Source organism: Halomonas organivorans (assembly GCF_014192055.1).
In the GTDB taxonomy this organism is placed as follows: Bacteria; Pseudomonadota; Gammaproteobacteria; order Pseudomonadales; family Halomonadaceae; genus Halomonas; species Halomonas organivorans.
The window spans coordinates 41,942-57,383 of record NZ_JACHXM010000016.1; the positions used below are offsets into that span (position 1 = coordinate 41,942).

Annotated in this window: 16 protein-coding genes and 2 pseudogenes; 9 read left to right on the forward strand and 9 right to left on the reverse strand. The window is 65.2% G+C overall.

Translation table 11 applies throughout. The features are described 5' to 3' along the window. Positions 1-72: 72 nt before the first annotated feature. The 4 genes and pseudogenes from FHR96_RS14475 to FHR96_RS14485 all read left to right on the forward strand — a co-directional run. Positions 73-216: a hypothetical protein gene (locus tag FHR96_RS14475; RefSeq protein ID WP_183388444.1), complete on the forward strand. Its 144-nt coding sequence runs from the start codon at positions 73-75 to the stop codon at positions 214-216. Continuing rightward, positions 213-653 (forward strand): DUF411 domain-containing protein, encoded by a 441-nt coding sequence (locus tag FHR96_RS14480; RefSeq protein WP_183388399.1) that lies wholly within the window; start codon positions 213-215, stop codon positions 651-653. The genes FHR96_RS14475 and FHR96_RS14480 overlap by 4 nt, the downstream gene beginning before the upstream one ends. Positions 654-916: 263 nt before the next feature. Continuing rightward, positions 917-970: pseudogene (locus FHR96_RS22765) on the forward strand (heavy metal-binding domain-containing protein); the annotation flags it as partial. A 38-nt stretch (positions 971-1,008) separates the two neighbouring features. Next, positions 1,009-1,146, forward strand: a pseudogene (locus FHR96_RS14485) (hypothetical protein); the annotation flags it as partial. 164 nt (positions 1,147-1,310) lie between these two features. On the opposite strand, the gene FHR96_RS14490 reads toward FHR96_RS14485, so the two are convergent. Continuing rightward, on the reverse strand, positions 1,311-1,889 hold the full coding sequence (locus FHR96_RS14490; protein ID WP_183388400.1) for a hypoxanthine-guanine phosphoribosyltransferase: 579 nt from the start codon (positions 1,887-1,889) through the stop codon (positions 1,311-1,313). A gap of 35 nt (positions 1,890-1,924) precedes the next feature. Continuing rightward, positions 1,925-2,938: a beta-N-acetylhexosaminidase gene (nagZ, locus tag FHR96_RS14495; protein ID WP_183388401.1), complete on the reverse strand. Its 1,014-nt coding sequence runs from the start codon at positions 2,936-2,938 to the stop codon at positions 1,925-1,927. Positions 2,939-3,271: 333 nt separating this feature from the next. Between nagZ and FHR96_RS14500 the strand changes: the two genes are divergently transcribed. The 4 genes from FHR96_RS14500 to FHR96_RS14515 all read left to right on the forward strand — a co-directional run bounded on the left by FHR96_RS14500 (position 3,272) and on the right by FHR96_RS14515 (position 5,979). Then, the gene (locus FHR96_RS14500) at positions 3,272-4,123 is read left to right on the forward strand and encodes a prepilin peptidase (protein WP_183388402.1); all 852 of its coding nucleotides are present in this window, start codon (positions 3,272-3,274) and stop codon (positions 4,121-4,123) included. Position 4,124: 1 nt separating this feature from the next. Beyond that, entirely contained in the window at positions 4,125-4,748 is a 624-nt protein-coding gene (coaE, locus tag FHR96_RS14505; RefSeq protein ID WP_183388403.1) for a dephospho-CoA kinase, read from the forward strand. Between the two features lie 126 nt (positions 4,749-4,874). Then, entirely contained in the window at positions 4,875-5,105 is a 231-nt protein-coding gene (yacG, locus tag FHR96_RS14510; protein WP_183388404.1) for a DNA gyrase inhibitor YacG, read from the forward strand. Next, entirely contained in the window at positions 5,092-5,979 is an 888-nt protein-coding gene (locus FHR96_RS14515; protein ID WP_246392973.1) for a DNA replication terminus site-binding protein, read from the forward strand. Before yacG ends, FHR96_RS14515 begins: the two co-directional genes overlap by 14 nt. 18 nt (positions 5,980-5,997) lie before the next feature. Here the strand turns inward: FHR96_RS14515 and FHR96_RS14520 are convergent, their stop codons facing one another. Next, the gene (locus FHR96_RS14520) at positions 5,998-6,264 is read right to left on the reverse strand and encodes a hypothetical protein (protein WP_246392975.1); all 267 of its coding nucleotides are present in this window, start codon (positions 6,262-6,264) and stop codon (positions 5,998-6,000) included. Positions 6,265-6,637: 373 nt separating this feature from the next. Here FHR96_RS14520 and FHR96_RS14525 point away from each other — a divergent pair, with 373 nt between their 5' ends. Further along, on the forward strand, positions 6,638-7,429 hold the full coding sequence (locus FHR96_RS14525; protein ID WP_183388406.1) for a helix-turn-helix transcriptional regulator: 792 nt from the start codon (positions 6,638-6,640) through the stop codon (positions 7,427-7,429). A 57-nt stretch (positions 7,430-7,486) separates the two neighbouring features. On the opposite strand, the gene FHR96_RS14530 is transcribed toward FHR96_RS14525, so the two are convergent. From FHR96_RS14530 to serC, 6 genes are all read right to left on the reverse strand, one after another. After that, entirely contained in the window at positions 7,487-7,867 is a 381-nt protein-coding gene (locus FHR96_RS14530) for a histone-like nucleoid-structuring protein, MvaT/MvaU family (protein ID WP_183388407.1), read from the reverse strand. 258 nt (positions 7,868-8,125) lie between these two features. Beyond that, complete coding sequence (gene rpsA, locus FHR96_RS14535; RefSeq protein WP_183388408.1) at positions 8,126-9,805, reverse strand: 30S ribosomal protein S1; 1,680 nt, start codon at positions 9,803-9,805, stop codon at positions 8,126-8,128. 176 nt (positions 9,806-9,981) lie between these two features. Next, complete coding sequence (cmk, locus tag FHR96_RS14540; protein ID WP_183388409.1) at positions 9,982-10,671, reverse strand: (d)CMP kinase; 690 nt, start codon at positions 10,669-10,671, stop codon at positions 9,982-9,984. After that, a complete protein-coding gene (locus FHR96_RS14545) occupies positions 10,668-13,103 on the reverse strand; it encodes a bifunctional prephenate dehydrogenase/3-phosphoshikimate 1-carboxyvinyltransferase (RefSeq protein ID WP_183388410.1) in 2,436 nt (811 codons plus the stop codon). The genes cmk and FHR96_RS14545 overlap by 4 nt, the downstream gene beginning before the upstream one ends. After that, entirely contained in the window at positions 13,104-14,195 is a 1,092-nt protein-coding gene (pheA, locus tag FHR96_RS14550; RefSeq protein WP_183388411.1) for a prephenate dehydratase, read from the reverse strand. It abuts the gene before it with no gap. 127 nt (positions 14,196-14,322) lie between these two features. Beyond that, entirely contained in the window at positions 14,323-15,426 is a 1,104-nt protein-coding gene (gene serC, locus FHR96_RS14555) for a 3-phosphoserine/phosphohydroxythreonine transaminase (protein WP_183388412.1), read from the reverse strand. Positions 15,427-15,442: the final 16 nt, after the last annotated feature.

Genomic DNA, 15,442 nt, shown 5'->3' on the forward strand with positions numbered 1-15,442 from the left:
GGCCCATGCCCGCCATCCAACGCGTTTCGCATCCACCCGCCGTTGACGGCAACGGCGCCAGGGAGTCGCACCATGTTGATCGACTGTTTCGCCACCATGGATCACATGGGATGGCCAGGCTGGCTGATGCCGCCGGCCGTCCTGCTGCTGCTGGGGCTCGGTATCGCCGCCCTCATCAAATACTTGTTCACGACCCACAAGGGAGATCGCTCATGAGACCCGCCTTTCCCCACCTGCTGCTGTTTGCCGGCCTGCTGCTGGGGGCCGGCACCGCGCAGGCCGCCCTGCCGGACACCGCTATCCTCTACAAGAATCCCCAGTGCGGCTGCTGCGACGGCTATGCCCGCCACCTCGAGCAATTGGGCATCGACGTTACCATCGTCGACGACCGTGAACTCGGCGAGGTAAAGCAAGCCGCCGGCGTTCCCTACGGGCAAGGTTCCTGCCATACCGTCGAGATCGGCGACTACGTGATCGAGGGCCATGTCCCGATGGCCGCGTTGAAAGCGCTGTTCGAGCAACACCCCGACACCGACGGCATCGGCCTGGCGGGCATGCCGAGCGGCACTCCCGGCATGCCGGGACCGCAGCACGCCCCCTATGAGGTCTACCAGTTCCGCGACCATCAAGCGTCGCCGTTCATGACGCTGTAAAGACTCTCGATCACCAACGCACCGCCGGCGCCCCCAGGGCGCCGGCTTTCATGCATGACCCCTGCCCGGCCCTCGCCTGCGTAGCGCGCCTCGGCCCCGACGTCTCGTTCCCGCCATGGGCCCCGTTTACTGATCCCGATCCACAAGACGTGCCGACAGCCAGCCATTTTCCCGCTTGGCTTGACCCTTGGGTTACCCCGGAGTCTTAAGCTATGTGGAACTCCCGGCGATCAATGCCGGCCAGCACCGAATGGACCTGCCCGATGCATCCGGAGATAGTGCGTGACGCCCCCGGCGAATGCCCCAAGTGCGGCATGGCCCTGGAACCGCGCCATGATGGACGCCGAGGCCCTGCGTGCCGATCGCCGCCGGCGTGCTCTATCCCACCTTCGGGATTCTGCTGTCGCCAATCATTGCCGCTGCGGCCATGTCATTCAGCTCGGTGTCGGTGGTGGGCAACGCCCTGCGCCTGCGCCGGGCGAGGATCTGGTGATGCATGCCAACACGAATGGAGAGTATTTCGCATGTCGAAACATCAAGGACAATGCTAACCAGGAACCCTGGAGCTGCCACTGATGCCAACGCCGACATGACAAGACCCCGCGGGCCTGGCCCGCGGGGTCATGGTATCGGCTCCCGGCGAATGGCAGCGTCTGGTTACAGCCCCTTCGGCGCGAAGATCCCCGGTGCGTTACGCCAGTAGCCCTGGTAGTCCATGCCGAAGCCGAAGACATAGCGGTCCACCACCTCGAGGCTGCAGTAGTCGGCCTTGAGGTCCGGTACGGCCTTGCGATCGTGTCGCTTGTCGACAAGCACGGCAGTGGAGATGCTGGCGGCACCGGCTTGACGGCAGTAGTCGAGGATAGCGGCCAGGGTCGCCCCTTCATCGAGGATGTCGTCGACGATCACCACATGACGATCCGCCATGGGAATCTCGGGCGAGACGCGCCAGAACAGCTCGCCGCCACGGATGCCGCCGCGGTAGCGGGTCGCATGCAGGTAGTCGACTTCCAGCGGGAACCCGAGCCGGGTCAGCAGATGGCCCGTCGTGATCAAGCCGCCGTTCATCACGCAGTAGAAGACCGGCAGCTTGTCGCCCAGGTCGCGGGCGATCTCCTCGGCCATGCGGTCCAGGGCACGCTCCACCTCTGCCTGGCTGATCAGGCAATCGGCAGAATCCATGACCTCACGCATGTCCGCCAGGGACGGGAGGGAATCGGCATCGAGTTTGGGCATCGGAAGCTCGTCGTGGTTCGAAGTTCAGAGAAACGTCAGTCGGCGGCCATCGCCTCGAGGCGTGCATGCACACGGCGCCACCGGGACAGCGCCCCGAGGGCATCGAGCTCGGGACGGGCGCGCCCGTAGCGCAGCTTGGCAGCACGCTTGCTGGCACGCCCCTCGCAGGCGGCCACGACCTCGAGTGCCGCGGCACGATCGTTGCACACCAGCAACATGTCGCATCCGGCTTCTAGGGCCTGACGAGCTCGCTCGGCGGGCGCGCCGGCGGTACGGGCCCCCGCCATGCTGAGATCGTCGGAGAAGATGGCGCCCTTGAAACCCAGCGACTCGCGAAGCATGCCCAGCCAGGCCGGGGAGAACCCCGCCGGCCGATGATCGAACGCCGGATACACCACATGCGCCGGCATCACGCCCCCCAGGCGAGACGACAGCGCATCGAAGGGTATCAGGTCGCGCTTGCGCAGCGCCTCGAGCGGACGCTCGTCCACCGGCAGCTCGTGGTGGGAATCCGCGGCCACGCCTCCATGGCCGGGAAAGTGCTTTCCCACCGCCGCCATGCCGGCCTCGTTGAGTCCCTCGATGAAGGCACCGGCCAGAGTGGTCACGATCTCGGGATCGCCACCGAAACTGCGATCACCGATCACCGTGGAGTGTCCGGCATCGACGTCGAGCACCGGGGCAAAGCTGAGATCCAACCCGCAGGCTGCCATCTCCATGCCGAGCAGCCAGCCGGTATCCTGACACAGGCGTCGGGCGACTTCGGGCGCGGCCAGATACTCGCGGCCCAACCGCGACATGGCGGGCAGCCGGGTAACTCCCTCGCGCAGGCGCTGAACGCGCCCACCCTCCTGGTCGATAGCCAGCAGCAGGTCCGAACGCACCTCGCGAATCGACCGGCACAGCTCGCGCACCTGGGCGGCATTCTCGACATTGCGGGCGAACAGGATCACGCCGCCAACTGCCGGCTGTACCAGCAGCTCACGCTCCTCGTCACGCAACCGAGGCCCTTCCAGGTCCAGCATCACCGGTCCAAGCGTCTGGGTCATGATCGCCTTCCTGACGGATGAAGGGGGGCGATTCTAGACCAAAGACACCTGTTGCGACAGCCCACGCCCCCGTCGAACTTCCAGGACCATGGTAGCGCGCTTTCGCACCATGAGCGACGAACGGCGTTGGCATCCTGCCTGACAGGCGTCGGAAAGAGGTGACTCATCGTGGCAGATGCCTGGATCTCAAGTGGGCGAACCAGAGCGCCCTTCACTTCCCGGCCTGTCGTCGCGCGACGCAATGCGCCAGCGTCTCACACCCGTCACCCCGGACAAGCCGGCGTCTGGACCGTAGAATGGACACCGACACTCTTCGTGAATCAGGAGCGCCTCTTGCCCGTCGACTTGCCCTCTCAGCTGCTTTGGCCGCTGGCGGCCTTCATCGGCCTGTGTCTCGGCAGCTTTCTCAACGTGGTGATCACGCGCCTGCCGGTCATGCTGATGCGCGAGTGGCGCGCCGAGGCGCGGGAGGCCCTGGAACTGGAGACCGAGACGACGCCGGCTTTCAACATGGTCACGCCTCGCTCACTGTGTCCGCGCTGCGAGACGCCGATCGCCTGGCACGACAACCTGCCAGTGCTCGGCTGGCTGAAACGACGCGGGCGCTGCGCCCACTGCCACACCCGCATCAGCCCGCAATACCCGCTGGTGGAACTGGCAGGCGCCCTGCTGACCCTGGCGGTGACGGCCCTGTTCGGTCCTACCCTAGAGGGTGTCTTCATCCTCGCCGCGTGCCTGAGCCTCTTGGCCATGGCGGTCATCGACCTGCGCACTCAGCTACTCCCGGACATGCTGACGCTCCCCCTGCTGTGGGCCGGGCTGCTCTATCAGCTACTGTGTCAGCCGCTGCAGTTGCCCAATGCAGTCATCGGCGCCATGGCGGGCTACCTCTCGCTGTGGGGCTTCTATTGGCTGTTCAAGGCGGTGACCGGCAAGGAGGGCATGGGCTACGGCGACTTCAAGCTGTTTGCGGCGCTGGGCGCCTGGCTGGGCTGGATCTATCTGCCACTGGTGCTGATCCTGGCCGCTGGTGCCGGCGCGATCGTCGGGGTGGTAGTCCAACTGGCGGTGCCCCGGCTACGCGGTGCTCCCATGCCCTTTGGTCCCTGGCTCGCCGCAGCCGGCTGGATGGCACTGCTGCTGGGCAAGCCGCTGATGGCGACCTATCTGACCCTGGTGATGTGATATGTCCAATACGACCTTGATCGTCGGCGTCACCGGCGGCATCGCCTCCGGCAAGTCTACCGTCGCCCGCGCCTTCGCTGCGCTGGGCACTCCCTGGGTGGATGCCGACGACGTGGCCCGCGAGGTAGTCGAGCCCGGCGAGCCGGCGCTGATCGCCATCGCCGAACGCTATGGCAAGCGCGTACTGCAGCCCGACGGCAGCCTGGATCGTCGTGCGCTGCGCGAGATCGTGTTCGCCGACCCCAGCGAGCGGCGCTGGCTGGAATCCGTGACCCACCCGCGTATACGCCAGCGGCTGCTGGAGCGGCTGGCCGACTTTCGCACCAGCGACGCCCCCTATGCGTTGCTGGTCTCGCCCCTGCTGTTCGAGTCAGGGCAGCACGAACTCGTCGACCGCGTGCTGGTCATCGACGTGCCGGAGTCGCTGCAGATCCGCCGGACCGCCAGCCGCGATGACGTGGACGAAACACAAGCGCGCGCCATCGTCACCGCCCAGATGCCGCGCGACCGACGCCTGGCCCGCGCCGACGACATCCTCGACAATGACACCGGCCGATCCGGCCTGGCAGCGCGGGTTGCCGAACTGGACCGTCATTACCGGGCGTTGGCGACCGGCGGGCCATGATGTCCGACAGCGCGGGCGATCGCCGCCACGCGCAGCCCTCGGGGAAGTGACGCGGATTTGCCCCCGGGACGCGGATTCGCCATCCTTGTCATCATCGAGAACGCCCCAGCCACCGAGAGACATTGCATGACCCCAGCCGATTCCGACCGCCCCCTCGAGGTCGCCTGCCCTCAGTGCCGCAAGAAGGTCCGCTGGAGCGAGGACAATCCCTACCGCCCCTTCTGCAGCAAGCGATGCCGACTACTCGACCTGGGCGCCTGGGCCGACGAGTCGCATCGAATCGCCGGTGAGCCGTCCATGGACGAGGCCGATATCGACGCCTGGCTGGCCCAGGCAGACCGGGATGGCGGCAGTTGAAGCGATGAACGCCGCCCCCGAATACCGGCTGCTGGCCAGGCTGGAGGCCGCCTATGACACGCTGATCGACGCCAGCGAGGCACTGGCCACCACCTGGCGCAGCGAAGGCGGCGAGGCCTGGGCCTTCGGGGAAGCATGCGCCGATGCCACCTGGCTGCATCGGGCGCTGCTGGACTTCTGGTATCAGGATGGCCAGGACGGCCGCAGCACGCGCAGTCACGTCGGCCTGATCGCCGCAACGCCACCGCTCATGGACGGCGCCCGAGAGGTCAACGCCGCCAAGCGCGCCTTCGCCGATCTGCTCGGCCAGATTCGTGAGGAAGTTCCCAGCCTGCTGCCCGAGGTCAAGGCGGTGCTACCGTTCCGCCATCCCGAGCTGCACGATCACCTGCGCGGCAGTGGCCTGGCACGGTTGCATCTCAAGCAGTGCTGGCGAGCCATTCCCTTGGCCCCGGCACCGGTCGCCCGTGTGAGGCTAGCCTGGTACGCCAGCGGCCGCTCCATCAAGCGCTTGAGCGTACGCGAGGCCGAACAGAAGCTGCTGGCCCTCGACACCGATGCGCCACATGTTCGCATCCAGCTGCGCCAGCTGGCCGGCATTCCCGACGGCGAACCCCTGGCCCAGGTGCAGCAGCAGGCACCGCTGATGCGAGCCAACCTGTTCTTCCTTGATCCCCTGGAGGACGGGCACATACGCCGCGCCATGAACGTGGCGCTACCGCTCTTCATACCGGCAGACGAGGGCCGCCTGCCAAGTCACAACTTGCCACCGCAGCACCCACCCGAGAAACGCACGCGCGCTCGCCGCAGCGACGAACGACTGGAGCAAGAGCCTTTTCTGCCCAGTCTGAGAGTATATCGGTATCGCCACTGAAGCTTTCAGTCATCCGCATCAGGCGATGCGACCGAGCGACTGAAGCGTCTTGAGAAGTTCGCTGACGCTTTCGGCCGGCAAGGCATAATCCGTCATTAAAGTCTTCAAGCGATGCTCGAAGACCTGTTGGCGTGACTGCTCATCGGCCTCCTGCTCTTCGAGAGAGCGTACGGGAGGGCCAGTGGGAATATCCAGTTGATGGTCGGGACTCTCGAGTTCGCGCAGCGCTTCGGCGAAGGCATCGTCGAGTTCACGGAACTTGCGTAACTTCTCACGCTCATCCATGGGCTTTCGGAATTTTTGCTGTTTCATTCGTGACCAGTCGGTTCAAGGCCTCGGCCGGGAAGGAAAAAGCGCTGGCCGTGGCCTGATAAGGAAACCCAACGCAGTATACCTCCATTCTCTTCGCCTGACACCTGTCAGCGGGTGACCCGGCCCCATTATGTGCCGAATCGATCAATGACAAAAGGCAAACTTGCCTTCGACCCCCTTTAACCGGCATAAAGCAAGAATACGATAAGCGTCCATAACAACAAGAATCGGGCCAGACATGGAACACCCGACGATCCCGGCATGAGATCTGGCGGCGCGTCGACCGGATATGCCTCGACAGGCATCAGCAAGGCACGGGTTTATAATGCAGTTCGAGGGGAAGGCCATGTGCCAGGACATGATGCGAGCGGAAATCTGGCTACAGGAAACCCTGGACAGCCAGCAAGGCATCGAAGAACTCGCTACGAGGATGGGATACTCATCGTCGCAGATCAGGCGTCGCTTCAGGAAACGCTTCGGCGTCTCGCCCGGTACTTACCGGGACCAATTGCGTCTGGAAAAAGCGGCTCGCTTGCTGATCCATACACCACAGAACATCAGTCATATTGCCGCGGTCTGCGGTTATCGCAATCACTCGGCCTTCTCGCGCGCCTTCCAGCGCTACTACGGCGACACGCCACGCCACTACCGGCAGCGCCTGCGCTTGACGCTGCAGAGGCAGTGCAGCGACAGCACCACCTTCAGCTACCGGATTCGCGAGCTGCCAAGGCGACAGGCGGTCCTGACGCGACTCTATCATCCGCAACCCCTGGAGAACCTGCATGGCTGGCAGCGCCACACCTGGGGAGCCGAGGATCTGCCTTCGGCGCTCAATCAAGCCTCGCCGCTGGCCGTCTTTCACGATCAGCCGATAGCGGGCGCCCTGCCACGTCTCGATCTCGGCGTAGCAGTCGACGACACCACGTCCCACCTGGCGCTACCGCCAACCTTCCGTCTGCAGAACCTGCCGGCACGACGCCTCGCCTGCATCACTCTGGACAGCACCCAACAGGTCGATTCGGCCGTACTGGATCTGGCATGCCGAAGCCTCGCCGGCAGCGGCGCACCGCTGAACGGGGAGGCGCCACAGCTGCTCCAGGAACACGGCGTGCTTGAGCTGCGCATTCCGCTGCTCTGACACCATGATGCCGCCTCACAGGGCGGCATCATGACGTAAACGGAAACGCCGAAGGTCTCAGTCCTCGGTGCGCACCAGCCAGGACTCGACGGTCTCGGCACCGAACTCGTCCTTCCAGGCTTTCAGGGTCTTCTGATTGCCACCCCGGGTCTCGACCACCTCGCCGGTGTTCGGGTTCTTGTAGATCTTGAGCTTGCGCTTGCGGCGCCCACCGGCGCTGGGAGCCGAGGCCTTGGGCGCCGCCGCGCCGGGCTTCGGGTTGAGCAGCTCTATGACATCATTCGCGCTCTTGTCGAACTCCTTCATGAGTGCCTCGAGCTTGGTCTTGAACTCAAGTTCGGCCTTGAGCCGCTCATCGTTCTCCAGACGCTCGAGCTCATTCTGGAGCTGCTTGAGCTGCTGCTCTTTCTGCATGTAATTGCTGAGTAGTGATGACATCTAACAAATCCTTATTGAACCGTTCGGGAGTGCACCGACATTATTACGCCTATTAGCATATCTCGCAACTCTAAACGAATAAGCCAGCCATCGAGATGCAGTAAAATATAACTTATCTCGATCTCCTAACTATTGTGCGACATCAACTCGAGCAAGTAATTCGCCATACACTTGTGAGCCAACACAAATAGAAAAGGCGCCGCCCATGCGGGCGACGCCTCCGGTCTTGCGTGAGAGCCGGGCCGAAAGCCCGAGAACTCAGTCCTGACCCATCTGCTGCTTGATCAGGTCGCCGATGGTGGTCGGGCCGCCACCGGTATCGACGTCCTGCTCGCGCAGCTTGCTCATGTTGCGGCGAGTATCATCCTGATCCTTGGCCTTGACGGACAGGTTGATCTGGCGGTTCTTGCGATCGACGCCGATGATGCGGGCCTCGACGCTGTCGCCTTCGTTCAGCGCGTTACGAGCGTCTTCGACGCGGTCGGCACTGATCTCGGAGGCCTTGAGCACGGCCACGACATCGGTCGCCAGCTCGACGTGGGCTTCCTTGGCATCGACCTCGACCACGCGGCCGGTGACGATGGAGCCCTTGTCGTTGACGGCCAGGAACTCGGCGACCGGGTCGGTGTCGAGCTGCTTGATGCCCAGCGAGATACGCTCACGCTCCGGATCGATGGACAGGATGACGGCTTCGGCTTCGTCGCCCTTCTTGAAGGAGCGCACGGCCTCTTCGCCGGTCTCGGTCCAGGAGATGTCGGACAGGTGCACCAGGCCGTCGATACCGCCTTCCAGACCGATGAAGATACCGAAGTCGGTGATCGACTTGATGGTACCGGCCACGCGGTCGCCCTTGTTGTACTGGGCGTTGAAGGTTTCCCACGGGTTGGCGGTGCACTGCTTGATGCCCAGGGAGATACGACGACGCTCTTCGTCGATATCCAGCACCATGACGTCCACCTCGTCGCCGACCTGGACGACCTTGGACGGATGGATGTTCTTGTTGGTCCAGTCCATCTCGGACACGTGGACCAGGCCCTCGACACCCTCTTCCAGCTCGGCGAAGCAGCCGTAGTCGGTGAGGTTGGTGACGCGGGCGTGCACCTTGGTGCCTTCCGGGTAACGATCCTTGATGTTGACCCAGGGATCCTCGCCCAGCTGCTTCAGGCCCAGGGAGACACGGTTGCGCTCGCGGTCGAACTTGAGCACCTTGACGGTGACCTCGTCGCCCACGGACACGATCTCGCTCGGATGCTTGATGCGCTTCCAGGCCATGTCGGTGATGTGCAGCAGGCCATCGACGCCGCCCAGGTCGACGAAGGCGCCGTAGTCGGTGAGGTTCTTGACGATACCGACGATCTGCTGGCCTTCCTGCAGGGTGGCGAGCAGGGCTTCACGCTCGGCGCTGTTCTCGGCTTCGAGCACGGCACGACGAGAGACGACCACGTTGTTGCGCTTCGGGTCGAGCTTGATGACCTTGAAGTCAAGTTCCTTGTTCTCGAGGTGCGTGGTGTCGCGCACCGGACGCACGTCGACCAGGGAACCCGGCAGGAAGGCGCGGATGGAATCCACGTCGACGGTGAAGCCGCCCTTGACCTTGCCGTTGATCACGCCCTTGACGATCTCTTCCTTCTCGAAGGCGGCTTCCAGGACCTTCCAGGCCTCGGCGCGCTTGGCCTTCTCGCGAGACAGACGGGTCTCGCCGAAGCCGTCTTCCACGGCTTCCAGGGCGACGTGAACTTCGTCGCCAACGGCAATGGTCAGCTCGCCGTTCTCGTCGCGGAACTGCGCCGCGGGGATCTGACCTTCGGACTTCAGGCCGGCATTGACGGTGACCCAGTCACCCTCGATGTCGACGACGGCAGCCGCGACGATGGCGCCCGGCTCCATGTTGATGTCCTGGAGAGACTGTTCAAACAGTTCAGCAAAGCTTTCGCTCATGATGTTCCTACGTGATCAACGTTGTGCGGCAGGGCCGCTCCTCCGCACCACCAGCGAGTGCGGGCCATTTCAGACTGTCTTCGGGGATGTTGGCGCTGGTTCGACCTGGCCGAGCTCACGGGAAACGGGGTGCTCGACCACGTCATCACATCTTGCCGAAGACGCCGCAAGGGAGTTCAGGTGTCGGAGGCGAGGCCACGCTGGGCCAGCAGTTCCGTCAGCCGATCCACCACTTCCGGTATCGTCAGGCTCGTGGTGTCCAGCTCGACGGCATCTTCGGCCGGTACGAGCGGTGCCACGCTGCGTTGCATATCGCGTGCATCGCGTGCCTGAATCTCCTTTAGAAGACTCGATAGACTAGCATCCACCCCCGCCTCTCGCAACTGGAGCTGGCGCCGCCTGGCGCGTTCCCCGGCACTGGCGGTGAGGAAGATCTTGAGCGGTGCGTCGACGAACACCACGGTGCCCATGTCACGCCCATCGGCCACCAGCCCTGGCGCCTTTCGGAAGTCGCGCTGACGCTTGAGCAACGCCTCGCGCACTGCCGGCTGGGCGGCGACCCGCGAGGCGGCATCGCCGACCTGCTCGGTGCGGATGGTGTGGGTGGCCTCCTCGCCCTCGAGCAGAACGCGCGGCTCGCCATCCTCGGCCAGGAACATCACGTCCAGCGTCTCGGCAATCGCCGCCACGGCCGGCGCGTCGTCCAGCGCCACATCGTGCTTGGTGGCAGCCAGTGCGGTCAGCCGGTAGAGCGCGCCGCTGTCCAGCAGATGCCAACCCAGACGCTCGGCGACCAGCCGACTGATGGTGCCCTTGCCGGCCCCGCCGGGACCGTCGATGGTCAAGACCGGTGCCAGATCGCTCATGACGCCTCCCGCTCTTCCTCGAGGGACAACCCGACGCGGCGAGCCAGAGTCACAAAGCCGGGGAACGACGTGGCCACGTTGGCACAGTCGTCGATGACGATCTCATCGGAGGCGCGAAGCGCCGCCACGCTGAAGGCCATGGCGATGCGGTGGTCGCCCAGGCTATCGATCCGCCCTCCACCGTAGCTCGGGCCATCGCCGCCCTGCCCTTCGGCACGACCGACGATGTCGATGCCATCTTCGTACAGGCGATTTTCCACGCCCAGCACGGCAAGGCCGTCGGCCATGGCCTTGAGACGATCGGACTCCTTGACCCGCAGCTCGGCGGCCTCGCGCAGCCGGGTGGTGCCCTCGGCGTTGGCGGCGGCAACGAACAGCGCGGGAAACTCGTCGATGGCCAGCGGCACCTGGTCGACGGGGATATCGATGCCCTTGAGCGGCGCGTAGCGAATGTGCAGATCGGCCACCGGCTCTCCGCCCACCTCGCGCTGGTTCTCCAGGCGCAGGTCGGCGCCCATCTGCTGAAGGATGTTGATCACCCCGATGCGCGTGGGATTGATGCCGACATGTTCGAGCACAAGGTCGGCCCCTGGAGTGATGGCAGCCGCCACCAGGAAGAAGGTCGCCGACGAGATATCGGAGGGCACGTCGATCGGCGCCGCCGCCAGCTCACCACCGCCTTGCAGCCAGCAGGTATCGCCCTGTCGCTCGACCTTGTAACCGAAGCCGTTGAGCATCCGCTCGGTGTGATCACGAGTCGGTGCCGGCTCGCGCACCCGGGTTTCGCCCTCGGCATAGAGCCCGGCCAGCAGCAGGCAGGACTTTACCTGGGCGCTGGCCATCGGCATGTCGTAGTCGATGCCCTTGAGCGGCTGACCGCCCTTGATCCTGAGCGGCGGGCGCCCGCCTTCGGCGGTCTCGATCACCGCACCCATTTCTCGCAGCGGATCGGCAACCCGCCCCATCGGGCGCTTGGTCAGCGAGACGTCGCCGGTCAGCTCGGTATCGAAGGCCTGTCCGGCCAGCAGGCCGGCGAACAGGCGCATGGCGGTGCCGGCGTTGCCCACGTAGAGCGGCCCGGCCGGCGCCTTGAGGCCGTGCAGGCCGACGCCGTGCACGGTCACGCGACCCTGATGCGGGCCTTCGATCGCCACGCCCATCTCGCGGAACGCCTGCAGGGTGGCCAGGCTGTCCTCGCCCTCCAGGAAGCCGGAGACCTCGGTCACGCCCTCGGCCAGGGCGCCGAGCATGATCGAGCGGTGAGAGATCGACTTGTCGCCGGGCACGCGGATTCGCCCGGACACGCCGCCGCCGGGGCTGACCCGGTAGCGCAGCTGGTCTTGTGCTTGCATCTGATATTCCGCCTGGTAACTGGTCTGGTTAAGCAGGGAATCGAAGTAGTGACGAGCATGGCTGGCGCGATCGAAGGTGGCCAGCATGGCATCGGTATCGCCGCGTTCGACAGCCTCACGCAGCCGGGCCACGCCGTCCTCGAAGTCGTCGAGGGCGTGGAGCACGGCGTCACGGTTGGCCACGAAGATATCGCGCCACATCACCGGGTCGCTGCCGGCGATGCGCGTGAAGTCGCGAAAACCGCCGGCAGCGTAGCGAAAGATCTCGAGCCGCTCGTCCTGCCGGGCCAGGGTGTCCACCAGCGAAAAGGCCAGCAGGTGCGGCAGATGACTGGTGCGGGCCAGCACCTCGTCGTGGCGCTCCACGTCCATCTCCAGCACCTCGGCGCCGGCGGTTTCCCATAGCACCCGCACACGAGCCACGGCATCAGAGTCCGTGCCGGGCTCGGGCGTCAGGATCACCTTGTGCCCGGCATACAGCTCGGGGTTGGCCGCCGCCACGCCGCTCTTCTCGGATCCGGCGATGGGATGGCCGAGCACCAGGTTTGCCGGCAGCTCGCCAAAGGCCGCCACGGCAGCCTCACGAATGGCCCCCTTGGTGCTGCCTACATCGGTGATCACCAGATTCGCAGCGGCTCGTCCCAGCCCCGCAGCGAGCTCGGCCATCACCTCGCGCATGGCCAGCACCGGCACCGCCAGCACCACCAGGTCGACGCCGTCGAGTAGCGACGTTAGACGCGTATCGCCCCGATCGATCAGCCCGAGCTCCACGCCGCGTGCGATCTCCTCGGCGTCGGGATCGCAGGCCAGGATCTCAGCGCGCTTTTCAGCGGCCCCGAAGCCGGCCGTGCGATCTTCAGCGGCCCCGAAGCCGGCCGTGCGATCTTCAGCGGCCCCGAAGCCGGCCGTGCGACCTTCAGCGGCCCCGAAGCCAGCCGTGCGATCTTCAGCGGCCCCGAAGCCGGCCGTGCGACCTTCAGCGGCCCCGAAGCCAGCCGCTCGCAGGGCCGCGGCAAGCGAGCCGCCGATCAGGCCGAGGCCGACGATCAGCACCCGGGATGGCAGGTCCCGCCGAGCCATCTAGAGCACGCCCTGGGGGAAGGAGCCCAGGACCTTGACCTCGGCGGCACGCAGCCGTACTTCCTCGAGCACCGCCGACACCCGCGGCTCGTCGTGATGCCCCTTGAAGTCGATGAAGAACACGTAGTTCCACACGCCGCTGCGCGAGGGACGGGTCTCCAGGCGAGTCAGGTCGATCTGGTGACGATGGAAGGGCTCCAGCAGGTCATGCAGGGCCCCGGGCTGGTTGCGCATGGCGACCACGATGGAGGTCTTGTCCTCGCCGGACATCGGCACGTCCTGGTTGCCGATGATCAGGAAACGCGTGGAGTTGTCCGGACGATCCTCGATCTTCTCGGCGATGCGCGTCAGGTCGTAGAGCTTGGCGGCCATGTCGCCGGCGATGGCGGCGCTGTGCCATTCGGTCTTGACCAGGCGGGCAGCCTCGGCGTTGGAGGAGACCGGCACTCGCTCGGCATGGGGATAGTGCGCGTCCAGCCACTTGCGGCACTGGGCGAACGACTGCGGATGGGAGTAGATCCGCGAGACCTTGTCGCGCCGGGTGGTGTCGGCCACCAGCAGGTGATGATGGATGCGCAGCACCACCTCTCCGCAGATGCTCAGCCCGGAATCCATGAAGGAGTCCAAGGTGTGGTTGATCACACCCTCGGTGGAATTCTCCACCGGCACCACGCCATAGTTGACGGCGCCCGCCTCCACCTCGCGGAACACCTCGTCGATGGCGGCCATGGGCAGGCTGACCGCACTCTCGCCAAAGTGCTTGAGCGCCGCCTGCTGGGTAAAGGTGCCCTCGGGGCCCAGATAGGCGACCTTGACCGGCTGCTCCAGGGCCAGGCAGGCAGACATGATCTCACGGAACAGTCGAGCCATTTCCTCGCCGTCGAGGGGGCCCGGGTTGAGCTCCATGATCCGTCGCAGGACCTGAGCCTCGCGTTCGGGCCGGTAGAACACGGCCTGAGGGTCTTCCTGGGTCTTGATCTCGGCCACGCGACGGGCGCACTCTGCGCGCTCGCTGATCAACCGCAGGATATCGCTGTCCAGCTCGTCGATACGCTGTCGCAGCGTCTCGAGATTGATGGGGGCATCACTCATTGGTGGTTCCCTGAATTGTGAAAAGCCGTAGGCCGTAAGCCGTAAGCCGTGCTGCTGTTGCCCGGTCTGGCTGGGGCAATGGTTCTTCTTACAGCTTAAAGCTTACAGCTTATGGCTCCCCGAGGCGTTAACCCCGCCGCCGCTCGAAATCGCCCATGAAGTCGATCAGCGCATCCACGCCTGCCTCGGGCACCGCATTGTAGAGGCTGGCACGCATGCCGCCGACGCTGCGATGGCCCTTGAGGTTCAAGAGGCCCGCCTGCTCGGCCTCCGCCAGGAACGGCTTGTCGAGGCGGTCGTCGGCCAGCACGAAGGGCACGTTCATCCGTGAACGGTTGCGCGGCGTGATCGGGTTCGAATACAGGCCGCTGCCGTCGATGGCGGCATAGAGCTTCTCGGACTTGCGCGTGTTGAGAGCATCCATGGCCACCAGGCCTCCGATGTCATCCTTGAGCCACTGGAACACCAGCCCGGCCAGGTACCAGCCGTAGGTGGCCGGCGTGTTGACCATCGAGCCAGCTTCGGCCAGGGCCTTGTAGCCCATCAGGCTCGGCATCTCGGCACAGGCACGGTCGAGCAGGTCGTCGCGCACGATCACCAGCGTCAGGCCAGCCGGGCCGATGTTCTTCTGGGCACCGGCATAGATGACGCCAAACCGTGAGACATCGATCGGGCCGGACAGAATGCTCGACGACATGTCGCACACCAATGGAACCTCGGCGCCATCCGCGCGCACGGCCTCGGGAATGTAGTCGAACTCGAGCCCGCCGATGGTCTCGTTGGCGGTGTAGTGCAGGTAGGCGGCGTCATCGGCCAGGGCGATATCGGCCTGGCGCGGTGCGGCGCTATGGCCGCTCGCCTCGCTGGACGCCACCACCGGAGCGGCACCGAACAGATGGCGCGCCTCGGCAATGGCCTTCTTGCCCCAGATGCCGGTATGCAGGAAGTTGGCACTGCCGCCTTTCCCGAGCAGGTTGTAGGGCACGGCGGCGAACTGCATCGTCGCACCACCCTGGGTGAACAGCACCCGATAGTTGTCGGGAATCGCCAGCAGCTCACGCAGGTCGCGCTCGGCCTGCTCGGCAATGGCCACGAACTCGGGGGAGCGGTGGCTCATTTCCATTACCGAGAGACCGCGCCCCTGGTAATCCAGCAGCTCGTCGCGGGCGCGCTCCAGGACCGGCTGCGGCAAGGCGGCCGGACCGGCGCAGAAGTTGAAATGGCGTGTCATCAGCGTCGTCGTTCCG

Coding starts and splice junctions, on each gene's coding strand:
- FHR96_RS14475 (WP_183388444.1), top strand. CDS start 73: ATGTTGATCGACTGTTTCGCCACCATGGATCACATGGGATGGCCAGGC.
- FHR96_RS14480 (WP_183388399.1), top strand. CDS start 213: ATGAGACCCGCCTTTCCCCACCTGCTGCTGTTTGCCGGCCTGCTGCTG.
- FHR96_RS14490 (WP_183388400.1), bottom strand. CDS start 1,889: ATGCCCAAACTCGATGCCGATTCCCTCCCGTCCCTGGCGGACATGCGT.
- nagZ (WP_183388401.1), bottom strand. CDS start 2,938: ATGACCCAGACGCTTGGACCGGTGATGCTGGACCTGGAAGGGCCTCGG.
- coaE (WP_183388403.1), top strand. CDS start 4,125: ATGTCCAATACGACCTTGATCGTCGGCGTCACCGGCGGCATCGCCTCC.
- yacG (WP_183388404.1), top strand. CDS start 4,875: ATGACCCCAGCCGATTCCGACCGCCCCCTCGAGGTCGCCTGCCCTCAG.
- FHR96_RS14515 (WP_246392973.1), top strand. CDS start 5,092: ATGGCGGCAGTTGAAGCGATGAACGCCGCCCCCGAATACCGGCTGCTG.
- FHR96_RS14520 (WP_246392975.1), bottom strand. CDS start 6,264: ATGGATGAGCGTGAGAAGTTACGCAAGTTCCGTGAACTCGACGATGCC.
- FHR96_RS14525 (WP_183388406.1), top strand. CDS start 6,638: ATGTGCCAGGACATGATGCGAGCGGAAATCTGGCTACAGGAAACCCTG.
- FHR96_RS14530 (WP_183388407.1), bottom strand. CDS start 7,867: ATGTCATCACTACTCAGCAATTACATGCAGAAAGAGCAGCAGCTCAAG.
- rpsA (WP_183388408.1), bottom strand. CDS start 9,805: ATGAGCGAAAGCTTTGCTGAACTGTTTGAACAGTCTCTCCAGGACATC.
- cmk (WP_183388409.1), bottom strand. CDS start 10,671: ATGAGCGATCTGGCACCGGTCTTGACCATCGACGGTCCCGGCGGGGCC.
- FHR96_RS14545 (WP_183388410.1), bottom strand. CDS start 13,103: ATGGCTCGGCGGGACCTGCCATCCCGGGTGCTGATCGTCGGCCTCGGC.
- pheA (WP_183388411.1), bottom strand. CDS start 14,195: ATGAGTGATGCCCCCATCAATCTCGAGACGCTGCGACAGCGTATCGAC.
- serC (WP_183388412.1), bottom strand. CDS start 15,426: ATGACACGCCATTTCAACTTCTGCGCCGGTCCGGCCGCCTTGCCGCAG.